Source organism: Gordonia sp. CPCC 205515 (assembly GCF_048537925.1).
Taxonomy (GTDB): domain Bacteria; phylum Actinomycetota; class Actinomycetes; order Mycobacteriales; family Mycobacteriaceae; genus Gordonia.
Map to the genome: position 1 here is coordinate 213,769 of NZ_JBCLVJ010000005.1, position 20,948 is coordinate 234,716.

The 20,948-nt window shown below is 65.7% G+C and carries 19 protein-coding genes and 1 pseudogene; 10 read left to right on the forward strand and 10 right to left on the reverse strand.

Going from position 1 to position 20,948, the window contains the following annotated elements; genetic code table 11:
• Positions 1 to 52 precede the first annotated feature (52 nt).
• Complete coding sequence (locus tag AAFP30_RS08355; protein WP_419229413.1) at positions 53 to 1,144, forward strand: hypothetical protein; 1,092 nt, start codon at positions 53 to 55, stop codon at positions 1,142 to 1,144.
• Positions 1,145 to 1,189: 45 nt separating this feature from the next.
• Here the strand turns inward: AAFP30_RS08355 and AAFP30_RS08360 are convergent, their stop codons facing one another.
• The gene (locus AAFP30_RS08360; RefSeq protein ID WP_419229414.1) at positions 1,190 to 2,341 is read right to left on the reverse strand and encodes an FAD-binding oxidoreductase; all 1,152 of its coding nucleotides are present in this window, start codon (positions 2,339 to 2,341) and stop codon (positions 1,190 to 1,192) included.
• A gap of 139 nt (positions 2,342 to 2,480) precedes the next feature.
• Between AAFP30_RS08360 and AAFP30_RS08365 the strand changes: the two genes are divergently transcribed.
• The gene (locus AAFP30_RS08365; protein WP_419229415.1) at positions 2,481 to 3,620 is read left to right on the forward strand and encodes an amidohydrolase family protein; all 1,140 of its coding nucleotides are present in this window, start codon (positions 2,481 to 2,483) and stop codon (positions 3,618 to 3,620) included.
• Between the two features lie 112 nt (positions 3,621 to 3,732).
• On the opposite strand, the gene AAFP30_RS08370 is transcribed toward AAFP30_RS08365, so the two are convergent.
• The 3 genes from AAFP30_RS08370 to AAFP30_RS08380 form a co-directional block, all read right to left on the reverse strand.
• Positions 3,733 to 5,238 carry an amino acid permease gene (locus AAFP30_RS08370; RefSeq protein ID WP_419229416.1) on the reverse strand — a complete coding sequence of 502 codons (1,506 nt, stop codon included), beginning with the start codon at positions 5,236 to 5,238 and terminating at the stop codon, positions 3,733 to 3,735.
• Between the two features lie 156 nt (positions 5,239 to 5,394).
• Positions 5,395 to 6,378 (reverse strand): serine/threonine-protein kinase, encoded by a 984-nt coding sequence (locus AAFP30_RS08375; RefSeq protein WP_419229417.1) that lies wholly within the window; start codon positions 6,376 to 6,378, stop codon positions 5,395 to 5,397.
• 10 nt (positions 6,379 to 6,388) lie between these two features.
• Positions 6,389 to 6,811 (reverse strand): nitroreductase family deazaflavin-dependent oxidoreductase, encoded by a 423-nt coding sequence (locus AAFP30_RS08380; protein WP_419229418.1) that lies wholly within the window; start codon positions 6,809 to 6,811, stop codon positions 6,389 to 6,391.
• A 40-nt stretch (positions 6,812 to 6,851) separates the two neighbouring features.
• Between AAFP30_RS08380 and AAFP30_RS08385 the strand changes: the two genes are divergently transcribed.
• Positions 6,852 to 8,225 (forward strand): FAD-binding oxidoreductase, encoded by a 1,374-nt coding sequence (locus tag AAFP30_RS08385; protein ID WP_419229419.1) that lies wholly within the window; start codon positions 6,852 to 6,854, stop codon positions 8,223 to 8,225.
• A gap of 163 nt (positions 8,226 to 8,388) precedes the next feature.
• Here the strand turns inward: AAFP30_RS08385 and AAFP30_RS08390 are convergent, their stop codons facing one another.
• From AAFP30_RS08390 to AAFP30_RS08400, 3 genes are all read right to left on the reverse strand, one after another.
• Positions 8,389 to 10,071, reverse strand: a complete 1,683-nt coding sequence (locus tag AAFP30_RS08390; RefSeq protein ID WP_419229420.1) for an acyl-CoA dehydrogenase family protein — start codon at positions 10,069 to 10,071, stop codon at positions 8,389 to 8,391.
• Between the two features lie 23 nt (positions 10,072 to 10,094).
• Positions 10,095 to 10,715, reverse strand: a complete 621-nt coding sequence (locus AAFP30_RS08395) for a TetR/AcrR family transcriptional regulator C-terminal domain-containing protein (RefSeq protein ID WP_419229421.1) — start codon at positions 10,713 to 10,715, stop codon at positions 10,095 to 10,097.
• Between the two features lie 125 nt (positions 10,716 to 10,840).
• Positions 10,841 to 11,209, reverse strand: coding sequence for a winged helix-turn-helix transcriptional regulator (locus AAFP30_RS08400; RefSeq protein ID WP_419229422.1), 369 nt, complete (start codon positions 11,207 to 11,209; stop codon positions 10,841 to 10,843).
• A gap of 67 nt (positions 11,210 to 11,276) precedes the next feature.
• Here AAFP30_RS08400 and AAFP30_RS08405 point away from each other — a divergent pair, with 67 nt between their 5' ends.
• The 6 genes and pseudogenes from AAFP30_RS08405 (at position 11,277) to AAFP30_RS08430 (ending at position 14,292) form a co-directional block, all read left to right on the forward strand.
• The gene (locus AAFP30_RS08405) at positions 11,277 to 12,116 is read left to right on the forward strand and encodes an alpha/beta fold hydrolase (RefSeq protein WP_419229423.1); all 840 of its coding nucleotides are present in this window, start codon (positions 11,277 to 11,279) and stop codon (positions 12,114 to 12,116) included.
• An 85-nt stretch (positions 12,117 to 12,201) separates the two neighbouring features.
• Complete coding sequence (locus AAFP30_RS08410) at positions 12,202 to 12,429, forward strand: FitA-like ribbon-helix-helix domain-containing protein (RefSeq protein ID WP_419229424.1); 228 nt, start codon at positions 12,202 to 12,204, stop codon at positions 12,427 to 12,429.
• Between the two features lie 8 nt (positions 12,430 to 12,437).
• Entirely contained in the window at positions 12,438 to 12,845 is a 408-nt protein-coding gene (locus AAFP30_RS08415; protein ID WP_419229425.1) for a type II toxin-antitoxin system VapC family toxin, read from the forward strand.
• A 124-nt stretch (positions 12,846 to 12,969) separates the two neighbouring features.
• A pseudogene (locus tag AAFP30_RS08420) lies at positions 12,970 to 13,233 on the forward strand (enoyl-CoA hydratase/isomerase family protein); the annotation flags it as partial.
• 172 nt (positions 13,234 to 13,405) lie between these two features.
• On the forward strand, positions 13,406 to 13,855 hold the full coding sequence (locus AAFP30_RS08425; RefSeq protein ID WP_419229426.1) for a hypothetical protein: 450 nt from the start codon (positions 13,406 to 13,408) through the stop codon (positions 13,853 to 13,855).
• 44 nt (positions 13,856 to 13,899) lie between these two features.
• The gene (locus AAFP30_RS08430; RefSeq protein ID WP_419229427.1) at positions 13,900 to 14,292 is read left to right on the forward strand and encodes a hypothetical protein; all 393 of its coding nucleotides are present in this window, start codon (positions 13,900 to 13,902) and stop codon (positions 14,290 to 14,292) included.
• On the opposite strand, the gene AAFP30_RS08435 is transcribed toward AAFP30_RS08430, so the two are convergent.
• Genes AAFP30_RS08435 through AAFP30_RS08445 form a run of 3 tightly spaced genes read right to left on the reverse strand, consistent with a single transcriptional unit; the run spans position 14,230 to position 18,369 of the window.
• On the reverse strand, positions 14,230 to 14,904 hold the full coding sequence (locus AAFP30_RS08435; RefSeq protein WP_419229428.1) for a response regulator transcription factor: 675 nt from the start codon (positions 14,902 to 14,904) through the stop codon (positions 14,230 to 14,232). The two genes, AAFP30_RS08430 and AAFP30_RS08435, sit on opposite strands and share 63 nt — an antisense overlap.
• Positions 14,901 to 16,097: a sensor histidine kinase gene (locus AAFP30_RS08440; RefSeq protein ID WP_419229429.1), complete on the reverse strand. Its 1,197-nt coding sequence runs from the start codon at positions 16,095 to 16,097 to the stop codon at positions 14,901 to 14,903. The genes AAFP30_RS08435 and AAFP30_RS08440 overlap by 4 nt, the downstream gene beginning before the upstream one ends.
• A 19-nt stretch (positions 16,098 to 16,116) precedes the next feature.
• Positions 16,117 to 18,369: an MMPL family transporter gene (locus AAFP30_RS08445; RefSeq protein WP_419229430.1), complete on the reverse strand. Its 2,253-nt coding sequence runs from the start codon at positions 18,367 to 18,369 to the stop codon at positions 16,117 to 16,119.
• Between the two features lie 237 nt (positions 18,370 to 18,606).
• Here AAFP30_RS08445 and AAFP30_RS08450 point away from each other — a divergent pair, with 237 nt between their 5' ends.
• Positions 18,607 to 20,841 (forward strand): hypothetical protein, encoded by a 2,235-nt coding sequence (locus AAFP30_RS08450; protein WP_419229431.1) that lies wholly within the window; start codon positions 18,607 to 18,609, stop codon positions 20,839 to 20,841.
• Positions 20,842 to 20,948 lie beyond the last annotated feature (107 nt).

Sequence of the window (20,948 nt, forward strand, 5' to 3'; positions counted from 1 at the left end):
ATACGTGTGGCCGGGCCGTCTACGACCACGAACCCGACGACAGGACCGAACCATGGCCGACACCACCGCCGCGCGCACAGGCGGTCCGTCGGTGGGTTCGGTCCTTGGCGTCTCGGTGATCGAGGATCAGATCGCGTCGGTGGTGCGTGATCCGGACGGTGCGATCATCGCCAGCAACCTGGTTGACCTGGCCGACCCGTCTGCGCAGAGCGCACAGAACGCGATCGGTGAACTCGTCGACTCGGTGCCCTACGAGATCGAGCGGATCGGTATCGCCTGCGCCCGGCCCGCCACGCAGAACTATCTGCAGGCCAATCTGAGTCCCGGGTCGTCGCGTCCGGTGTGGTACGCCAAGGTGTCGGTCACCGACCTGCCGGCCGCCCTCGCCGAGACCGCCCGCAACGAACTCCCCGCCCGCGGCATCATCGCGGCCATCGACCTCGACCGTTCCGCGGTGCCCTCGCCCGGCGCATCGTTGGTCACCCTCGACTCGGCCACCGGCGAAGTCCTCGGCACCGCCGAGTTCGCCTACGGCTCACCCGGCCCGGTCACCGATCCCAGCTGTGCGCGGGAGGTCGCCGACGCCCTGACTGCCGCCCCCGGCGGATCGTCGGTCACCTCGGTGGTGTGCACCGGCCCCGGCGCCGACATCCCCGATGCCGCATCCACGCTGGAGTACGCACTCGCCCGTCCGGTCACCGTCGTCGACCAACCCGCCCTCGCACCCGCCGTCGGCGCCGCCCTGGTGGCTGCCAAAAATACTGTCGCGCACCGTAATTCGTCCAATCAGCGACGCTGGTGGTTGATCGGCGCCGCCCTCGCGGGGGCCATCGCCCTCGGTGCGATCGCCGCATCGGCAGTCTTCGCCGGTGTCGAAGCCGACCAGGACGAGGCCGCACCCACGACCACCATCACCCAACCGGCGTCGACGACCACCGTCACCGAGACCGCTCAAGCGGTGACGCAGACCCAGGTCGAGACCCAGCGTGAAACCGAGACCGTCACCGCCTCTCGAGACGCCCAGCCCAGCACCGCAACGGAAACCGTCACCGAGACGGTCACCGAAACCGCCGACCCGACGACGGTCACCGTCACCGAAACCGCCAACGGAGGCGTCGGCGGGGGTGTGTCCCCCGCTCCCTGAGCGAGCCGCTAGGCGAGCCACGAAGGGCGCCTGCGCACCCACAGCTCAGTGCACGGGATCGTGCTGAATCAACCGTCCCGGCACCCCAGCGATCAGCAGTCGTCGCCGCGTGGTCTCGATCATTCCCGCCGACCCCGCGATCAGTACCTGCCGTTCCGTCCAGTCGCCGGCCAGTGGCACGACGTCGGCGAGCGTACCGACGAGATGCTCGATGCCGAGCGCCTCAGGCGTGTTCGGTGAGGTGATCCACCATGGGTCGGCGGTCTCCTCGGACACGGCCGTGACGGTCAGCCAGGGGTTGGTGGCAGCGAGTCGTCGGAGGACGGACAGGTCGTACAGCTCACCCGGGTACCGCATGCCGTAGAAGAGGTGCGTCGGTGGTGAATCGGCGCGACGGGCCATATCGATCAGCAGCGCGCGCAGCGGCGCCAGCCCGGTGCCGCCGGCGATCATCAGGACCGGCCGACTCGGGTCGACCCGCAGGGTGCCGTGCATCTGCGAGAACGTCCACACGTCGTCGGGCCGCGTTTCGGCGACGATGGCGCCGCTCATCGCCCCACCCGGGATGGCACGGACGTGGAACTCCAGTTCGCCTGCCGGATTCGGCGGAATCGACGGCGAGAGGTTGCGCCACAGCCGCGGCCGCTGCGGGACGTGGACCTCGAGGTATTGGCCGGCGGCAAACCGCAGCGGCGCCGTCGTCACCAGGCGTACCACCGCGAGATCCCGGGTGATGCGGAACTTCTCCACCACCCGCGCCGTCCACAGCGCAGGCATCGGCGCGGTCTCGGCCGCACCGCGCATCACCCCGGTCGTCAGCATCATGGCCTGGGCGACGGTCTCCTCGGCCTCGGTATCCCAGTGGTCGCCCAGCAGGTAGGCGAACTCGTCGATGAGCGCGCGGTAGATGACCTCGTAGTGCTCGGGCCGGACCCCGAACTTGCGGTGGTCGCGACCGAGTTGGGCGAGGAACTCGACGAGTTCGGTGTGTCCGGTCTCGGCGGGGATGACGTCGAGGATGTGATCGATCACCCGGAAGAACGCATCACGCTGACCGGCCATCACGGCCGGGAACAGGTCACGCAGGTCCGGGTCGATCGCGAACATCCGGCTGTACACGTTGGTCGAGAAGCGGTCGGGGTCACGGTTGATCAACTGGCGAAGGTGATGCAGCGTGTGCCGTGAATGATTGGCCACGCGTCGCTCACCTCCTCGTACCGCCGATCGTCCCCGATTCCGGGCTCCGACCAGACTATCGAAGGTAATAGGTGTTCGACGGGAACTTTGGATCGGACAACCGATATCGCCCGGCGGCCACGTGTGGCACGCTCAGGTGGTGACGTCGCTGGAGGGGCTGGTGCCGGGCATTGTCGATGCCCATCTGCACCAGTGGAATCCACGCACCACCCCGTGGGCCGCGACCCGGCTCTCGAAGTTGTACCGCTTCATCCCCGGCATCGGCGACCGGATCTTCCCGATGGTCGTGCCGCAGTCCGACCGCGAGTACGTCCTCACCCCGAACACCGTCGGCCGCCTGTATGAGCCGCCGCAATATCTCGCGGATGCCGCAGCGGTCCCGACAATCGCGGGAGTCCGCATCGACACCGTGGTGCACATGGAGTCCCATTGGCGTGCAGCCGGACTGTCCGGCACCACCGCGTCGGTGACCCGCGACTCGGCCGTCGACGAAACCCGATATGTGGAGGGCCTGCCGTTTGGGGTGGGGCAGACACCACGGCTCGGTGCGATTGTCGCGCACGCCGATCCACGGGTGGAGCGGTTCGGTCAACTACTCGACGATCACCTCGAGGTCAGCGACCGTCTCCGCGGCGTCCGGTGGATCACCACCCGACACCCCGACCCGCGTGTGCGCGACGGCGTCGACGCCGACGGCATCCTCGCCACCAGCGCATTCCTGAAGGGCTTCCAGGAGGTGGCGCGTCGCAAGCTCGTCTTCGACGCGTTCGTCTACTCGCATCAGCTCTACGACGTCGCGACCCTGGCCCGCGAGTTCCCCGAGGTGACCATCGTCGTCGATCATCTCGGTGCACCCGTGGGCATCTTCGGCCCCGTCGGTGCGCGCACCGGTCAGAGCGCGAGCGCCCGCGCCGACATCCTGCGCCTCTGGCGTGAACGCATGGTCACCCTCGCCGCCTACCCGAACGTCAAGGTGAAGCTGTCCGGGCTCGCCCTCCCGATCCTCGGCTACGGGCGCGAACGCTGGGGCAACATCGGCAGTCGCGCGACACTGGCCGAGATGATCGGCCCGCTGGTCCATCACCTCATGTGGCACTTCGGTTCCGACCGCATCATGTTCGGCTCCAACTTCCCGATCGACAAGCCCAACGCCACGATCGACATGATGGTCGGCGCTCTCGTCGACCTCTTGGCCGACCGCGGGGATTACGTGCTGCGCAACGTGTTCCGGGAGACCGCCCTGCGCGTCTACCGGATCGACCCGCCGCCCTCGGTTTGATCGAGCCCATCCGCCGGTTGAGCGCGACGAGTTCTCCCCGCCGGTTGAGCGCGACGAGCGAGCGGAGCGAGCCCGACGCTGGTCGAAACCCACAGCCGCTACCCGAAAACCCTCACTCCTCCGCACCGCCCCGGTGGTCGCCGTGATGCGGTCCCTCCGGCACCGGCGGCTGCGGTACCACCGGGTATTCGCCGGTGTACCCCTCACGCGCCGCGGCCATCGCCATCACCTTGCCGCGCACCGCATACCAGCCGCCGATCAGCATCGGGATCAGCACGCCGATGGCGATTGCGTTCCAATAGTTTTCGTAGCACATGAGGATCGTTACCGCGGCCAGGAACACCAGCGTCGCATAGCTGGTCCACGGGGTACCCGGGAGTCGGAACTTCGGTCGAGTGACGATGCCCTTGCGCTCCCAGCGGTACAGCTGGATCTGGCAGGCCACGATCATCGCCCAGGTCGAGATGATGCCGAGCGCCGACAGGTCCAGCGCGATGTTGAAGGCATCCTCGGGCACAAAGAGATTCAGCACGATACCCAGCAGCGTCAGTGCGCCGGTGAGCGCGATCCCGCCGAACGGCACCCCATTGCGGTTCATCTTCGCGGTGAACGCGGGCCCGCTGCCGTTCATCGCCATCGACCGCAGGATGCGGCCGGTGGAGTACAGGCCGGCATTGAGGCTCGACAACGCCGCCGTCAGCACCACCACGTTCATGATCCCGCCGGCGGCGGGCATACCGACCTTGGAGAAGAACGTGACGAACGGACTCTCACCCTTGTGATATGCGTTGTAGGGCAACAGGAGTGCGAGCAACAGCACCGACCCGACGTAGAATACCGCGATACGTACGATCACCGAGTTGATCGCCCGGGGCATCACTTTGGGCGGGTCGGCGGTTTCTCCGGCCGCGATGCCGACCAATTCGACTGCAGCGTAGGCGAAGATGACACCTGACGTGACGATACAGAGTGGGAAGACGCCGACCGGGAACAGACCGCCGTTGTCGGTGATGACGCTGATACCGGTGGGCTGGCCGTCGATCTCGAACCGTCCGGCCAGGAACACGATTCCGACAACGAGGAACGCGACCAGTGCGGTGACCTTGACGATCGACGCCCAGAACTCCATCTCGCCGAACAGTTTCACCGAGATGACATTCATGGTGAGCACGATGCACAGCGCGATCAGCGCGATCAGCCACTGCGGTATCGCCTCGAACATGCCCCAATAGTGGACGTAGAGCGCAACAGCGGTCACGTCGACGATCGCGGTGGCCGCCCAGTTGAAGAAATACAACCATCCGGTGACGAAAGCCGTTTTCTCGCCGAAGAACTCACGCGCATACGAGACGAACGAGCCCGACGACGGGCGGTGCAACACGAGTTCGCCAAGCGCACGCAAGATGAAGAAGACGAAGACACCGCAGATCGCGTACACCAGGAACAGGCCCGGCCCGGCGTCGTGCAGTCGACTGCCGGCGCCCATGAACAGGCCGGTGCCGATCGCGCCGCCGATGGCGATCATCTGGATCTGGCGCGGTTTGAGACTCTTGTGATAGCCCTCGTCCTCATGGGCGAGTGCTGAATTGTCATATGTCGTGGGCGATTCGGCCGTCATGATTCCCTCGGTGTCGGGTGTGGCGGTTGATTGTTGTGGGCGTCGCGGATCACGCAAACCCCATTGGTTTCGGGCACAACGTCAGCCAACGTTAGCCGCGCTCACGACCGCTGGCATCTCGACGGACGTTAAATCTATGTCACCGAACCACAGGCGTCACGAATCGGACTTACGGGGCAACCCGAAGCGCCGCGGTGGGGCGGGTTCGGGCACCGGAACGTCGCGCAATGTGCGGGTGATGATCGCGGTGAACTCGCCGCAGGTGTCGTAGCGGTCACGCGGATCTTTCGCCAAAGCCTTGGCGAACACGGAATTCAACGACGACGGTAACCAGGGCCGGGTGCGGGTCAGCAGGGGGACCTGGTCGTGCAGGTGGGCATGGGTCACCGCGAACGCGGTCGGCCGCGGATACGGCGGCGAACCCACCAGGAGTTCGAACATGCTGGCGGCCAACGCATACTCATCGGTCTGCGGTGAGAGGCGTTGTGCAGTCAAGAGTTCCGGTGCGGCATACGCAATAGATCCCTGGACTCGACCGTTGCGGGCCAGTGGGCGTGCATCATCGAGGAGTTGTGCGATGCCGAAGTCCGTGAGGACTGCATGCGTCGAGTGGCCGTCTGATTCGACGATGATGTTGCCCGGCTTCACATCTCGGTGCAGTACATCGTGGCGGTGGGCGTGGTCGAGGGCGGCAGCGATCTGGTCGCCGAGCGCCACGATCCGAGCAATGTCGGGTTCGGTTTTCTCGGACGGGATCAAGTTCATCGCGGAGGTGCCGGCGACGTACTCCATCGCGATCCACAACGTTGTTGCGGGAGAATCGGTATCGGGTGAATCGACCGAGGGGATCTCGCCGCGTGCGTACATTTCGACGATGTTTGGGTGATGCAGGAGGGAGGCGATGGTGAACTCGCGGTCGAATCGGTCCCGGAGTCGGATCGGATCAACCGACCGCGTGTGCAGCACCTTGAGTGCGACCGGTCGTGCGTCGTCGATGCGATGCGCGCGATACACGTCGGCGCTGCTGCCGCTGCCGACATGGGCGTCGATCACGTAGTCGGCCACCACCCGGCCCGCAGCGAGCACGCCGTCGGACCGCAGTGCCCCTCGGATGCCCGAGTGTTCGCCGGTGGTGGCCATCGGAGCGGTATCAGTCGGTGGGGGTGAGCCGGAAGATCGGGAACCGTCGGCCCTCGGCGGTCTCGGTGTACTTGCGGAAACCGTCGGACTTGTCGAGGAACCGCTGCCAGACGGCGTCCCACTCGTCGTCGGGCACCTCGGACACCGATGCGTGGTGCTCGGTGATGCCGTCGGACGCCGGGGTTTCGACGGTCACCTCGGACATCGCGCGGATGTTGTGGACCCAGGCCGGCGTCTTGGGTGAGCCGCCGGCCGATCCGATGACGAGCCAGGCTCCGTCGTCGGGCAGCGCCAGGAGCGGATTGACGCGTGGCGCACCGGACTTGGCGCCCACGGTGTGCACCAGGATCAGGTTGCTCCCGAATCCGGCCGTGGTGACGCGTCCGTTGTTCGTGCGGAACTCGTCGATGATCTGGCTATTGAAGTCGCTCACGCCCTTCATTGTGCCGGGTGCGGGTGCCTATGGTGGTGACATGAGCGTCACCACCTTGAGCACGGAATCGTTGGCCACCGCACTCCCGGACGGGATGGTGGTGACCGATCCCGACATCCTTGCCGGTTACCGGCAGGATCGCGCCCAGGATCCGGACGCCGGGACGCCGCTGGCGCTGATCCGGCCGACTACCACCGCCGAGGTGCAGACCGTCGTGCGGTGGTGCGCGGAGAACGACGTCAAGATCATCACCCGCGGCGCCGGCACCAGCCTGTCCGGTGGTGCGACCGCCGTCGACGGTGCGGTGATGATCTCGACGGAGAAGATGCGGGAGATGACCATCGACACCGCGACACGCACCGCGGTGACCCAGCCGGGCTTGTTCAACTCCGAGGTCAAGGCCGCGGCCGCCGCCGAGGGACTCTGGTATCCGCCGGACCCGTCGTCGTTCGAGATCTGCACCATCGGCGGCAACGCGGCGACCAACGCCGGCGGCCTGTGCTGTGTGAAGTACGGCGTGACGACCGACTACGTCCTCGGGCTCGAGGTGGTGCTCGCCGATGGTCGCGCGGTGCGGCTCGGCGGCAAGCAACTCAAGGACTCGGCGGGCCTGCCGCTGACGAAACTGTTCGTCGGCAGCGAGGGATTGCTCGGCATCATCACCGAGGTGACGTTGCGGCTGCTGCCGCCGCAGGCACCGAAGTGCACGGTCGTCGGTACCTTCGCCTCGGTGCACGACGCCAGCGAGGCGGTGCTCGCGATCACCTCGCAGATCCGGCCGGCGATGCTCGAGTTCATGGACAAGGTGTCCATCAACGCCGTCGAGGACCTGCTGCACATGGACCTCGACCGCGAAGCCGGTGCGCTGCTCGTCGCCCAATCCGATGCCCCCGGGCCCGCCGGTATCGCCGAGGTGGAGATCATCCAGCAGGCCTTCGAGTCCAATGGCGCCGACGAGGTGTTCTCCACCAGTGACGCAGAAGAAGGAGAGGCGTTCACCGCCGCTCGCCGCGCGGCCATTCCCGCGGTGGAGAAGATCGGCTCACTGCTCCTCGAAGACGTCGGCGTGCCGCTACCAGCGTTGCCGGCCCTGATCGATGGGGTGGAGAAGATCGCCACCGACAACCAGGTGATGATCTCGGTGATCGCCCATGCCGGCGACGGCAACACCCACCCGCTGATCGTGTTCAATCCCGACGACGCCGACGAGGCCGCCCGCGCGCAGACCGCGTTCGGTCAGGTGATGGATCTGGCCATCGAATTGGGCGGCACCATCACCGGCGAACACGGCGTCGGTCGGCTGAAGAAGGGCTGGCTCCCCGATCAGGTCGGCCCCGACGTCATGGAGTTGACCCAGCGGATCAAGGATGCCCTCGACCCGCAGGGCCTGCTCAATCCCGGCGTGATTCTGTAGAGCAGCCGACCGCACCCACCGCTGGTTGAGCGCGACGAGCGAGCGCAGCGAGCCCGACGCTGGTCGAAACCGGCCCCGACCGCACCTACCGCTGGTTGAGCGCGACGAGCGAGCGAAGCGAGTCCGACGCTGGTCGAAACCCCATCCGATGACCAGCGAGCACTCAGTGCCGCTCCAGAATCGCGCCGAGGTCCGCACCCTCCGGCAGCGCGCCGTACTCGAAGTTCCGATGCTCACCCATCCGTGCCGCGATGAACGCATCAGCGACCGCGGCGGGCGAGAACCGAACCAGCAGTGAGGCTTGCAACGCCAGCGCCATCGCTTCGACGACCGCGCGGGCTCGTCGCTGCGCAGACTCTGCGCCATTGCGGTGCAGCTCCCCGAGATCGATGCGCAGCCGGTCGATGTGGGCGTCGAGGGTTGGGTTGTTGCCGCGGGCGAGGTGGAGTTCGGCGTCGAAGGCGGCGACCGACTCCGGCTCGCGGGTCATCGCGCGCAGCACGTCGAGGGCGATCACGTTGCCCGAGCCTTCCCAGACGGCCATGACCGGCTGCTCGCGGTAGCGCATGGCGAGGGGGAAGTCTTCGGTATAACCGTTGCCGCCCAAGCATTCCAGCGCTTCATAAGAGTGGTGCGGGCCGCGCTTGCAGATCCAGTACTTCGACACCGCGACGGCGAGGCGACGGAAGGCGCGCTCCTGGTCGTTGGCATCCTCGTCGTGCGCACGGGCCAGTCGCATCGCGGTGACCGTCGCTGCCTCGGACTCGAGCGCGAGGTCGGCGAGTACCGCCGCCATCGCCGGCTGATCGGCCAGGGTCGCACCGAAGGCCGCGCGATGCCGCGCGTGCCACACCGCTTCGGCGACCGATTGACGCATGCCGGCGGCGCTGCCGAGGAGACAGTCGAGGCGGGTCTGCGACACCATCTCGATGATGGTGCGCACACCGCGGCCTGGTTCGCCGATCATCACCGCGACGGTGCCGTCGAGCTCGATCTCGCTCGACGCGTTGGACTTGTTGCCCAGCTTGTTCTTCAGGCGCTGGATCTTGAACACGTTGCGGGTGCCGTCGGGCAGCACGCGCGGCAGCAGGAAGCACGAGAGCCCTTCGCCCGCAGCGCCTTGCGCCTGCGCGAGCACCAGGAATGCGTCCGACATCGGAGCCGAGCAGAACCACTTGTGCCCGGTCAGCAGGTACTCGGCGCCCGGGCCGCCGGCACCGACCGGCACCGCGACGGTGGTGTTGGCGCGGACATCGGAGCCGCCCTGCTTCTCGGTCATCGACATGCCGAAGATCGCCGACTGCTTGTCGGCGGAGAGTTCGGGGGAGTAGCTGCGCGACAGCGCCTTTGGCACCCAGAGAGCGGCCACGTCGGGCTGCATCTCGAGCGACGGGATGACCGCGTGCGTCATCGACACCGGGCAGGCGTGGCCGGGCTCGATCTGGCCGAAAAGCATGAACGCCGCCGCGCGCACCACGTGCGACCCGGGCTGCGGGTCGTCCCAGCAACGGGTGTGGGCGCCATGGGCGATCGACGCGGAGATGATGCGGTGATACGACGGGTGGTACTCGACCTCGTCGATGCGCTGCCCCCAGCGATTGAACGTGTGCAGCTCCGGGGTGATGGTGTTGGCGAGCTTGGCGTCATGCTGGAACTGCTCAGTGCCGACGAGCGCGCCGATCTCACGCAGTTCGTCCTGCGCCCACGCGCCGTCGTGGCGCGTAACTGCTTCGACGAGAACAGTGTTGAGCTCGTACTCGTTGATGTCGACGCGCGGGGTCGACTGGTTGAACACCTCGTGGGTGACATGCGGTTGTGGGTGGGCGTGGGTGGTGGACTGCGTCATGATGAAACCTTTCGACTGGAGGGTCAGAGTTTGTGGTCGAGGACGGCGTCGGGGATCTGCAGATTGGTGAAGATGATGGTGACCGCGTCTTCGAGGGTCGAGTCGAATTCGCTTCCGGTGGCGGCCTTCTGGACCGCGATACCGAAGATCGCCGTCCAGAACGCCTTGGCTTCGACGTCGATGCCCGCCCGCAACTGCCACCCGGTGCGGACCAGCGTGGCGACCAGCGCCTGTTCGCCACGTTCATGAAGGGTACGCAGGGTGTCGGCGATGCGCTCGCGGAGGTCGGTGCGACGGGACACGAGAAGCATTGCGGTGGTGAAGAGTTCGATGTCGCGGCCATGATCGCCGAGTAGGGAGGTGACCAGGGTGCTGGTGTAGTCGCGAACGGTCGCGGCCTGCGCGGCGGATTCTTCGGCATGTCGACCGGCGCGCAGGACGGCGGCGCACGCGACTTCGACGAACAGCTGCTCCTTGGAGCCGAAGTAGTAGGTGACCTGGTTCGGATAGGCGTCTGCTCGCTGGCAGATCTGCGCGACCGACGCGGTCTCGCCATGCTCGGCGAAGACCTCGGTGGCGGCGCGCAGCAGGGACTGCCGTGTTGCCTTACCTGCGTCGCGGGTGGCGCGGCGGGTGGTGGTCATGGACTCGGTTCTCTCAAGTGTTTGTATGGCAAACAATAAACGAGAGTAGTGCGCTTTGCAAGGAGGAGGAGGAGCAGCAGCAGGGAGAAGAAGAGGGAGAGAGAAGTCCCGGTTCCTCCTGTGAATCAGGCGGATTGCATGTTTAGCTCCGCCCAGCTGCGAACCGTGACCAGCAGTTGTTCAAGAGATCGACCTTTCGGGGTCAGTGAATAGTGGACTCGCGGCGGCGTTGTCGGCTCTACTCGGCGGTCGATGAACCCGGCCTGTTCCATCTCTCGGAGGGTGTGGGCCAACATCTTCGGCGAGATTCCGACGGTTTCTCGGCGTAGGTCGGAGTAGCGCATCTCCTGCTCGGGCCAATGGGCGAGAATCTTGACGACGAGGGCGGTCCATCGGGTGCCGAGGTGATCGAGCAGGCGGCGGGTGGGGCACAGGTCGGGGTCGGTCACTTCGGAGTGACCAGGTGCGGGCAAAGTGCGTTCTTGTGCGCTCACGAGGATGTCCTTAGCGTCGAGAAGTGGCCGGATCGGCTCAGGTCAATCAAAGGTAGGTCCCTTGTCAGTGTCCACGATTTCGACTCGAGTCGTCGAGGTGAATGGGGTCCACCTCAATGTCGCGACTGCCGGCGACGGTCCGGCGGTGATCTTGCTTCACGGATTTCCACACACCTGGCGGATCTGGTCGGCTGTCATCCCTGAGTTGGCGACGCGACACCGGGTCATCGCGCCGGATCTGCGTGGCATCGGTGGCAGCGAACGTGCGCTCGGCGGCTACGACGCGACCACACTTGCTTCCGATGTGCTGGCCGTTCTCGATGAACTCGATGAAGGCCATTTCTCCGTCGTCGCACTCGACGCCGGCGTTGCACCGGCTTTCCTACTGGCCGCGAAGCACAGCGACCGCGTAGCGCGTCTGGTGGTGATGGAGGGTCTCATCGGGTCGTTGCCCGGCGCCGAGGACTTCCTGGCCGGTGGTCTGCCGTGGTGGTTCGGGTTTCACTCGGTGCCGGGACTGGCGGAGTCGGTGTTGGCCGGAAACGAACGCGCCCACACCGACTTCTTTCTGCGGCAGGGTACGGCCGACGGTCAGGGGCTGCAGGGCGAGGTGCGTGAGTCGATTCTGGACGCGTATGGCGACGCCGAGTCGTTGCGATGCGCTTTCGAGTACTACCGTGCGGCACAGGCGAATTCCACTGACATCGCGGCTGCCGCTAGCGCGCGCCTCACCGTGCCGGCCATGGCAATAGGTGCAAGGCCCGTCGGTGACTCGACGTACCGCCAGCTACGTCCCATCGCCGACGACCTCCGAGGACACGTGATCCCGGATTGCGGCCACATCATCCCGGTCGATGCCCCGCGACCACTGCTCGACCTCATCGGCCCGTTCCTCGACGCCGAGTGAGCAACCGGGTCCGGAGGTGATCTGTTCGAACGCGGCGGTCAACGAATCGACGTGATATCGTAGACATGATATCGGAGGTGTCGTAGTGGAACAGATCTTGATCCGCAACCTACCCGCAGGAACAAAGGCGGCCCTGCGGGCACGTGCCGAGGAGAATCACCGATCGGTCGAGGCGGAGGCGCGGGAGATCATCGGCGAAGCTCTTGCGCGGGAACCGGTTACGCTCGTCGACCTGCTGAGTTCTGATGACGGTGCCGACTTCGACTTCGAGCCAGAACGCCTCGGTTTAACCGTCCGAACTGCTGAGTTGTGAGGTATGTCTTGGACACCAACGTGGTGTCCGCACTGCGAATCCGGGGACGTAACCGATCGGTCGAGACCTGGGCGGCGTCGATATCGGTGAACGACCAGTTCGTGACGGCGATGACCATTGCGGAGATCGAGCGTGGCGTGATCAGCAAGGAGCGTTCCGACCCAGTGCAGGGGCGGGCCTTGCGTCGGTGGTTTGAGGAGCGGGTCTTGCCTGCATTCGCCGACCGTGTGCTGCCGTTTGATCTACCTGCCGCACGGGTACTCGCGACGTACCGGGTGCCTGAGCATGCGCCGTTCGACGACGCTGTCATCGCAGCCATCGCGCAGGCCGGCGAGATGACCGTGGCGACGCGCAATACAAGGCATTTCGAGCCGCTCGGTGTCCGATGTCTAAACCCGTGGGAATATACGTTTTGAGGCGATTACCAGCGTCGGGATTGGCCGTATCATTGCTGAAAGCAGTGAAATCATCTCGGCGGCAGCATGGGTCGACACGCCTGTTCGATGGCTGCGGATTGTCGGGTGACGCGATCGCGGCGATGTAGCTGCATTGCAGATTCCGTTGCTGGACAACACGATCACGTCGGTCACCCTCACCGGTGTTGGGCCTACCTTCTGCGCCGGTGGGGACCTGAACTCGCCGACCGTATCGACGTGCACCTACACGGTCAGTGCGTGGGTGCCGGAATCGAGATCCCGGCCTTCGCCGGCAAGGTTGTTGCGGCTCCCGACACGATCATCCGACTGCCAGAGGTGTCGATGGGGTTGATCCCCGGTGCGGGTGGGGACCGTCAGCATTCCGCGATGAGGTGGCACGATTCGTCGTCTGATCTGTGCCAGAGCGTCCGTCGAGCAAGCGAGTGAGCTCAATTCCGGCGCATAACGGTGCCGTGACTGCGCGGTCTAAACAAGTCTAAAGAGTCTAAAGAAATCTAAAAGCGCTGGCAGCATAGCGTGATGTGGGGGAGCCCCACGTCATGGAAACCCATGTGGCGCAGGCGGGTCTACGAGATCAGCTCGAATTGCTTACCGATCTGCTTGTCGACCATGGCACGGGGGCTTTTATCACCCTCGACGAGATCCACCAGAACCAGATCACCGAGTTTCGAGCGCTTGCGGCAACGATCCAGCACGGCTTCCGTGAAGGCCGCGAACTCGCGTTAGTCGGCGCAGGCCTGGCCGCGAGCGTCAGCGATGTCGTCAACGACGATGTCCTCACGTTCCTCAGACGTGCAGAACGGCACACCCTGGGATCCGTGCCGCGCAGTGATGTCGAACGAGGCTTCCGCGAGCCAATCGAAGCCGCTGGTCGCACGATTGGTGACGACGCCCTTCGCTTCATGGTCGAAGCGACCGGGGGCTACACGTTCCTGCTGCAGTTGGTTGGTCGGCGTGTGCTTCAACCCGGGCGTCGGAGCACTGTCTGACCGCATCGGACGCCGGTCCATATACATCTTTTTTCGGCGCGGGCATGGCGGTGGCCACCCCGATCCTGATGACGATCATCGGCAACACCACCAACGTCTGGATCGCGTTCTCCCGGAAGCTGGTCGGCCTGTTGATCCTGAGCTGCCGCACGGCACTCGCCGCCATCGTCAAGGCCGAGCTGTTCCCCACCCGCGTTCGCGCGCTGGGCGTGGGGCTACGCACGCGGTGGTGTCGGCAGTGTTCACGCGCAGGTGACATCGATCGGCACTGCAGCGTCACCAGCGACGGATGCTGTCTCCGCGAAGTCGCAGTAGAGCCGATTCAACCTGCCGGGTCCAGCAGTGGGCGGGCCTCCCGAGTCGCGGGAGGCCCGCTACGGTGCCTGACCCCCGGGGATGACCATCCGATTCTGGTACGCCAGCACGACGAGTTGTGAGCGGTCACGCGCACCCAGTTTGTTCATCGCCCGTTGGATGTGGGTGCGAACCGTGAGGATGCTCAGGTGCAATTCGCGCGCGATTTCGTCGTTGGTCTTGCCGACCGCAGCGATCGTCATCACCTCAACCTCACGGGCGGTGAGGTTTTCGAGGCCGGGTGTGGCTGCATGCGGCGCGGCCGCAGCACTCGTGACGATCTCGTTGATGACCGCCTTCGTCGCGCCCGGCGACAACAGGCTGTCGCCTCCCGCGACGGCGCGGATCCCGTCGAGGAGAGTGGCTGCGCTGACATCCTTGCCGAGAAAACCTGCGGCGCCGCAGCGAAGCGCGCGGACAACGTGATCGTCGGTCTCGAACGTCGTCAGCACGATCACCCGGGTGGCAGCCAAACTCGAGTCTGCACAGATGGTTTCGGTCGCAGTGAGGCCATCGATCCGGGGCATCCGGATATCCATGACGACGACGTCGGGCCGGAGTTCGCGGGTCAACCGGACTGCTTCGGAACCGTCGGCGGCCTCGGCCACCACCTCGAGATCCGGTGTGGAATCGATCAATATCCGAAATGTCTCCCGCAGCAGCGACTGATCGTCGGCCAGTAGCACTCGGATCATGTCGGCTCGATCCGGGTGATCGGAAGTGACGCGACCACGAGAAATCCGTTGTCGGCGTGAGTGTCGACGCGTAGGTCGCCGCCTACCGCATGAGCCCGTTCGCGCATCCCGATGATGCCGAACCCCGCTGACGACGTGGGTGTGCGCGGGGCGGCGTTGACCACCGTGATCGTCAATTCGCGGCGGGCGTACCGTAACTGCAGTCGGGCGTGCGGGGTACCGGAGTGTTTGGTGGCGTTGGTCAGCGCCTCCTGGATGATCCGATATGCGGTCAGGTCCGTGCCTGGTGCGAGATCGGTTTGCTCACCGTCGATTTCGAGGTCTACGTGTAATCCGGCGGCGTCGGCAGCAGCCAGGAGTGCGGGCAACTCGGCGAGTCCGGGCGCTGGATGTAGCGCGTCGTCGGACTCGTCCTCGGTCGTGCGCAGCACCGCGATGACCTCACGCATCTCCACGATCGCCGCGGCAGTGGTGTCCTGGAGTTTGTCGAGCAGTCCGCGAGCGACCTCCGGTTGGGCATCCATCACGTGTAAAGCGGTCCCCGCCTGTGCGTTTGCGATGGTCATGTGATGGGCCACCACGTCGTGTAGCTCGCGTGCGATCCGCATTCGCTCTTCCGTGACGCGGATCTGGGCTTCGCTCTCCCGGGTTCGTTCGGCAGTCTCGGCTCTCGCCTGAACCGACGTCAGGTAGGAGGCTCGGAGTCGGGCCTGCGCGCCGATCGCTGCCGGGAGCAGCAACCACAACGCCGGTCCCAGAGTGCGCAACACGACCGTGCTGTCGAAGTTGTTGCCGACCGCGGCAGCGACGACGACTATCGCGACGGCGATGGCGCACGTCCAGGCAACCCGGCTCGCGTGGTCGACGGCGAATCGATAGAGCGCGACCATCAGTGGCGCCAGCAGCAACGGGGTCAGCACGTACCCGCTGAACCCGAGTACCACGGTGGCGCACGTGGTGATCGCCACGACGGTCGTCGATGACCTGCGGGCGCCCAGCAAGGACGCAGATGCGGCGAAGACCAGTAGCTCCGCCAACCGCACCTGATCGGGACGCACACCGTCCGGGTCGGCGAGGTTGACGCCGATGACGGCGGCGACGAACACGGCGAGCGCGACGACGGCGTCGGTGAGCCAGGCGCGCTGAATCATCAGGTTGCGCCACGATGTCGTCACCGCGCTACCTCCCGCCATCTGCTGTCGTCGCCTCCCATCATGGCCGAGATAGCAGATTCTCGGGTTCGGCGTCCTGAGATCGGCGCAGTGCCGTGCCCTCGATGTCGACCTTCGGCAGCATTCGGTCGAGCCATCCCGGCAGCCACCATGCACGGCCACCGAGGAGCGCCATCACGCCGGGGACGATGAGGAGACGAACGACGAAGGCGTCGAAGAACACTGCTGCGGCGAGGCTGAAACCGAGCATCTTGATGAAGGCGTCCGACTCGACGACGAATCCGCCGAAGACCGCGATCATGATCAGCGCCGCGGCGACGACCACCCGGGAACTCTGTGCCATCCCGCGTTCGATCGCGGTGCGAGCGCCGACGCCTGCGACGTACGCCTCACGCATCCGAGACACCAAGAACACCTCGTAATCCATGGCGAGGCCGAACACGATACCGATCACGAAGATGGGTACCGCACTCTGGATGGGTCCGGTGACCTCCACACCGAGCAGCCCGGATGCGACGCCACCTTGGAAGACGAGCACCGAAGCGCCGAGTGCCGCGAGCACCGACAGCAGGAATCCGAGCGCGGCCTTGATCGGAATCAGGATCGACCGGAACACGATGAGCAGCAACAACACCGCGAGTCCCACCACCGTCGCGAGGTAGGGGACCAGTGCCCCCTGGATCTTCGACGACAGGTCGATGTTGATGGCGGTGTTGCCGGTGACGTTGAACGTCGCGCCGGTACCGCGCACGAGGTCGGGGCGATCCGCTCGCAGATGATGCACCAGCGCTTCGGTCTGTGCGTCGGTGGGTGACGTGGTGGGCACCGCCTCGAACATTGCGGTGTCGCCGGCCTGATTCGGCATTGCCGGGGAGACCGAGGCGATGCCGTCGACCGCTGCGATCCGGTCGGTGATCGTGGTGACCGCGGCCTCGGGATCCGCTGCGCCCTGGGCGTCGACGACGATCATGAGCGGACCATTGAAACCCGGACCGAAGGCTGTTGCCAACTCGTCGTAGGCGCGCCGTTGACTGCTCGACGTCGGTTTCGACTCGTCGCCGGGCATACCCAGACGCAGGTCGACGACCGGGATGGCCAGCAAGCCGAGCGCGAGGACACCGGCGAGCACCACCGGGAGCGGGCGACGCAGAATCAGTCGCGCCCACCTCTGCGCCACGGTCACCGTTGACGATCCGGCGGAAACATCTGTGGGGGAGCCGGATTCGGCGGACACCGGCTGTCGGCCGCGACGTGAACGCCGGGGGAGGACCTGCTCCGGCGCAAAGCCGATGATTGCCGGAACCAGGGTGAGCGCGGCGAGTACCGCCACGACGACAGCGCCGGCCGCAGCCAACCCCATCTTGGTGAGCATGGGCATGCCGACCACCGTGAGGCCGGCCAAGGCGATCACCACGGTCAGCCCCGCGAAGAGCACCGCCGATCCAGCCGTCCCGGCGGCGTGCGACACAGCGTCGACCGGCGACAGGCCACGTGCCCGCTCCTCCCGGTACCGCGACACCACGAACAGCGCGTAGTCGATGCCGACGGCGAGTCCGAGCATGAGGGCAAGGGTCGACGACGTCGACGACAACCCCAACGTGTCGGCGAGTGCGAGGATCGACAGCATGCTGATCCCCACGCCGATCAACGCGGTGAGCAGCGGTAGACCTGCGGCGACGATCGATCCCAGGGTGACAAGCAGAATCACCGCGGCCAGCCCGATCGCGATCATCTCGGCGACCCCGGTCGGACCGCCCGACTCGAGTGCGTCGCCGCCGGCATCGACAGTCAGCCCGCCCGCCCGCGCCTGCGCGACAATCTGATCCACCGCCTCCTTCGTCTGCGCCGTCACCGACGAAGCGCCGACGTCAAAGGTCACCGACGCGTACGCCGCCGACCGGTCCGGACTCACCGCCTCTGCGCCGCTCGGACCCGAATCGAACGGCGACTCGACTTTGTCCACCTGTCCTTGTGCCGCGAGAGCCTTGACCGCTGTGTCGACCGTGTCCCGGTATTCCGAAGCAGTGATCTCGTGGCCACCCGGTGCGACGAAGACGACTCTCGCGCTGCCGGATTCAGCGGTCAGGCCGGGAAACCGCTCGGCCAGGAGTTCGAAGGTTCGCTGAGACTCGGTCCCCGGCATCGAGAAGTCGTCGGGCGGAGCGGGCGGGGCAGCGAGCATCGCGATCAGCGTCCCCGCAAGCACGAGTAGCCACGCCACCACCACGGTCGCGCGTCTCCGAAAGGCAAGGGCACCCAGTCGTGCCAACATCGATGCCACAGCGAATCCCATCGTCGAGAGCATTGGTCGCCAACCAAACGTCGGAATCGATTCTCGACTCGAAGGCACCCTTCCGGCATCGCGCAATCAGAGGCTCTCGACTACCGATTACGCACCGCAGTGCGGATCGTCGCGTACTGCACGTGCAGTAGTGACACCCCAAATTTTCTATCGCCAAGGGTGTCATGTATATCTTCAATCGAGTTATGTGAGCTATGCAACAATCCTTGACGAGAAGAGGACCCGACAATGAGCGCAGACAACCGGAAGCAGCGGAGGGCGCGAGAGCGCAGCGAGGCCCGGAAGTCGCGTCACGTGCAGAAGGCGGTCGTCGCCCTCGGCGCCGGCATCGCGATCGGCGTGGGCACCGCGGGCGGCGCGGCCGCCGAGACGATTCAGGCGCAGACGATCTCGCAGAACAGTTACGCCACCGTCGAGAACCTGATCGCCATCGCCGACAACCTCGGGCGTACCCAGATCGCCATGCTGGCGCCGGCGGCGTCAGTCCTGCCGGATGGCTGGGTGCCGGTCGTCACCAGCACATCGTCGACGAACACCGAGCAGCTCAACTTCCTCGAAGCGCTCACCCAGGGTGGCCAACTCGTGCTTGCGGTGCCCGACACCAGCCATGTGCCCGGCGCGTCCACCGCACTGTCGGGTATCAGCCCGCTTGTCGCGCAAGGGCTGTCGGCAGTTCCGCTGGCCGGCACCCTCGGTAGCGGGGCGACGGTGTACGGGAAGATGGCATCGGCTTGGGGTCTGCTGAACGTCGTGAACCTCAACACGGGCGTCCAGAACGGCCTTGCCGACGCCGCCGGTGTCTTCGGACCCAACAAGGTGTACCACCACGCCGGCCAACTCAGTGGAATTCCGGACCTCGACGACGCGATGGGCTTCTGGACCGGTACCCGCACCACCTCCAATTGGACCGGAACCACCAGCTGGCTGGGCGCCACCAGCACCTCCTGGATCAACCAGGACCAGGTCTCCATGGACGGAGTCACCTCCGCAGATCTCAAAGCCTTGTTCGCGAGCGGCCTCAACACGCCGGTAGCTCTGGTACTGAAGAACGGAAAATGCAGCGGAATCCTGTGCTCCAAGTGGGTACAGAACGTCGACGCCAACGGAAACCTGGTCTACACCACCACGTATGACCCGAACGTCGAGGTCACCAAGGCGCTGTCCGCACTCGACGGTATCGATGTCGGCGGGTTCACCATCACTCAGCGCGAGGCTGGTGGTACCTACGCCGGTGCACTCGGCGGCAAGGCGGGCTGGCTCGCCGCCGCGACCCAGGTCGTGGTGCCCGGCGTGGGTGGCGCCGATGACTACGTCGCCACCGTCCCGGTATATGCCGCGGGCATCAGCCTGCCCAACGACCTGTTCACCACAGGCATGCAGCTGAGCCCCGGACTGGTGACCACCAGCGGTCAATCGGTCGATACGGTTCTCGGGACCCGATCGTCCACCTGGTCGATCCCCGGTCTGGGACTGGGCGCACAGCAGACTTCGCTGCTGCAATCCAGCCACGTCGGACCCGACGGGTTCGCCTACAACTCCGGGTGGACGATCGCGACCATCACTCTGGGAGATGTGACTGTGCCGCTGGTGTATTCGCTCGGTTCAGTCAACGTCGGCCCCAATGGCATCGGAGTCACCGGTCCCTCGTTCATGGGAGTCGGCCTTCAGGGGTTCCAATTGGGTTCGGCCCCAGCTGGTTCCGGATCATCGGCGACCCCGGACGGTATCCTTCAACTGCTTGATGACCTGCCCACCACGATCGTCACCCTCACGCCCCAACTGCTGTTCCAGCTGGCCCAAATCGAGGATCCCACCGGCGGAGTCCTGAGTGACCCGATCGGCACTCTCGAGAAGGTGCTGAGCCCACTGTTCACGCAGTACGTGACACCAACTGCGACCCAGGTGTCGCAGGCGATCGCCGACGCGGCCACGGCAGCGGTCAATCAGGGGTCCAATCAGATCGCCGCCGCCTCGACCAAGGCCGCCGAGGTCACCGGAGACATCGCCGACAGCACCACCCAACAACTGGCGTCGGTCGCCGAGGCTCCCGCTGCGACCGCCGTCGTCGAAGCGACTGCGGCCACGGAATCGAGCAGCGGCCGGCATGCCCTGCCCGAAGCGCAGGCCGTGGCGCCGACCACCGGAGAAAGCTCGACAACCTATGTCGGCCGACATCGTGCCGATGAGGGCGGGGTGACCGGCGGCGCCGACACGGGCGAACACACCGACGGTGGGTCGAGCACCGGAACGAGCGGCGAAGGCTCGAACGCGGGTGGTTCGGACACCGACGGTTCGACCGCCGGTGGATCGTCCGGAAGTGGTTCCGGCGCTGAGGGTTCCGATGGTGAGGGTTCGAGCGCTGAGGGTTCAAGCGCCGCGGGTTCTGAGGGCGGTGGCTCCGATACCGGTGGCTCCAGCGCTGGTTCCACCAGTGGTGGCGGCTCGGCGAGCTCCACGAACTGATCAGCGAACTCAGCCGCCGTGGCTATCCCTTGGCTCCCTGTGGATGCATACTCGTAGCGAGTCCGCCCGCGATTGGGTGAGGGAAACGAGTGTCGAAGAGCCAAGCA

Bases quoted from the DNA above. Each gene is read 5' to 3' on its own strand.
- AAFP30_RS08435 (WP_419229428.1), bottom strand. From the start codon at position 14,904: ATGATCCGAGTGCTACTGGCCGACGATCAGTCGCTGCTGCGGGAGACA.
- AAFP30_RS08425 (WP_419229426.1), top strand. From the start codon at position 13,406: ATGGAAACCCATGTGGCGCAGGCGGGTCTACGAGATCAGCTCGAATTG.
- AAFP30_RS08370 (WP_419229416.1), bottom strand. From the start codon at position 5,238: ATGACGGCCGAATCGCCCACGACATATGACAATTCAGCACTCGCCCAT.
- AAFP30_RS08395 (WP_419229421.1), bottom strand. From the start codon at position 10,715: ATGACCACCACCCGCCGCGCCACCCGCGACGCAGGTAAGGCAACACGG.
- AAFP30_RS08450 (WP_419229431.1), top strand. From the start codon at position 18,607: ATGAGCGCAGACAACCGGAAGCAGCGGAGGGCGCGAGAGCGCAGCGAG.
- AAFP30_RS08445 (WP_419229430.1), bottom strand. From the start codon at position 18,369: ATGGGATTCGCTGTGGCATCGATGTTGGCACGACTGGGTGCCCTTGCC.
- AAFP30_RS08430 (WP_419229427.1), top strand. From the start codon at position 13,900: ATGGCGGTGGCCACCCCGATCCTGATGACGATCATCGGCAACACCACC.
- AAFP30_RS08440 (WP_419229429.1), bottom strand. From the start codon at position 16,097: ATGGCGGGAGGTAGCGCGGTGACGACATCGTGGCGCAACCTGATGATT.
- AAFP30_RS08390 (WP_419229420.1), bottom strand. From the start codon at position 10,071: ATGACGCAGTCCACCACCCACGCCCACCCACAACCGCATGTCACCCAC.
- AAFP30_RS08375 (WP_419229417.1), bottom strand. From the start codon at position 6,378: ATGGCCACCACCGGCGAACACTCGGGCATCCGAGGGGCACTGCGGTCC.
- AAFP30_RS08385 (WP_419229419.1), top strand. From the start codon at position 6,852: ATGAGCGTCACCACCTTGAGCACGGAATCGTTGGCCACCGCACTCCCG.
- AAFP30_RS08355 (WP_419229413.1), top strand. From the start codon at position 53: ATGGCCGACACCACCGCCGCGCGCACAGGCGGTCCGTCGGTGGGTTCG.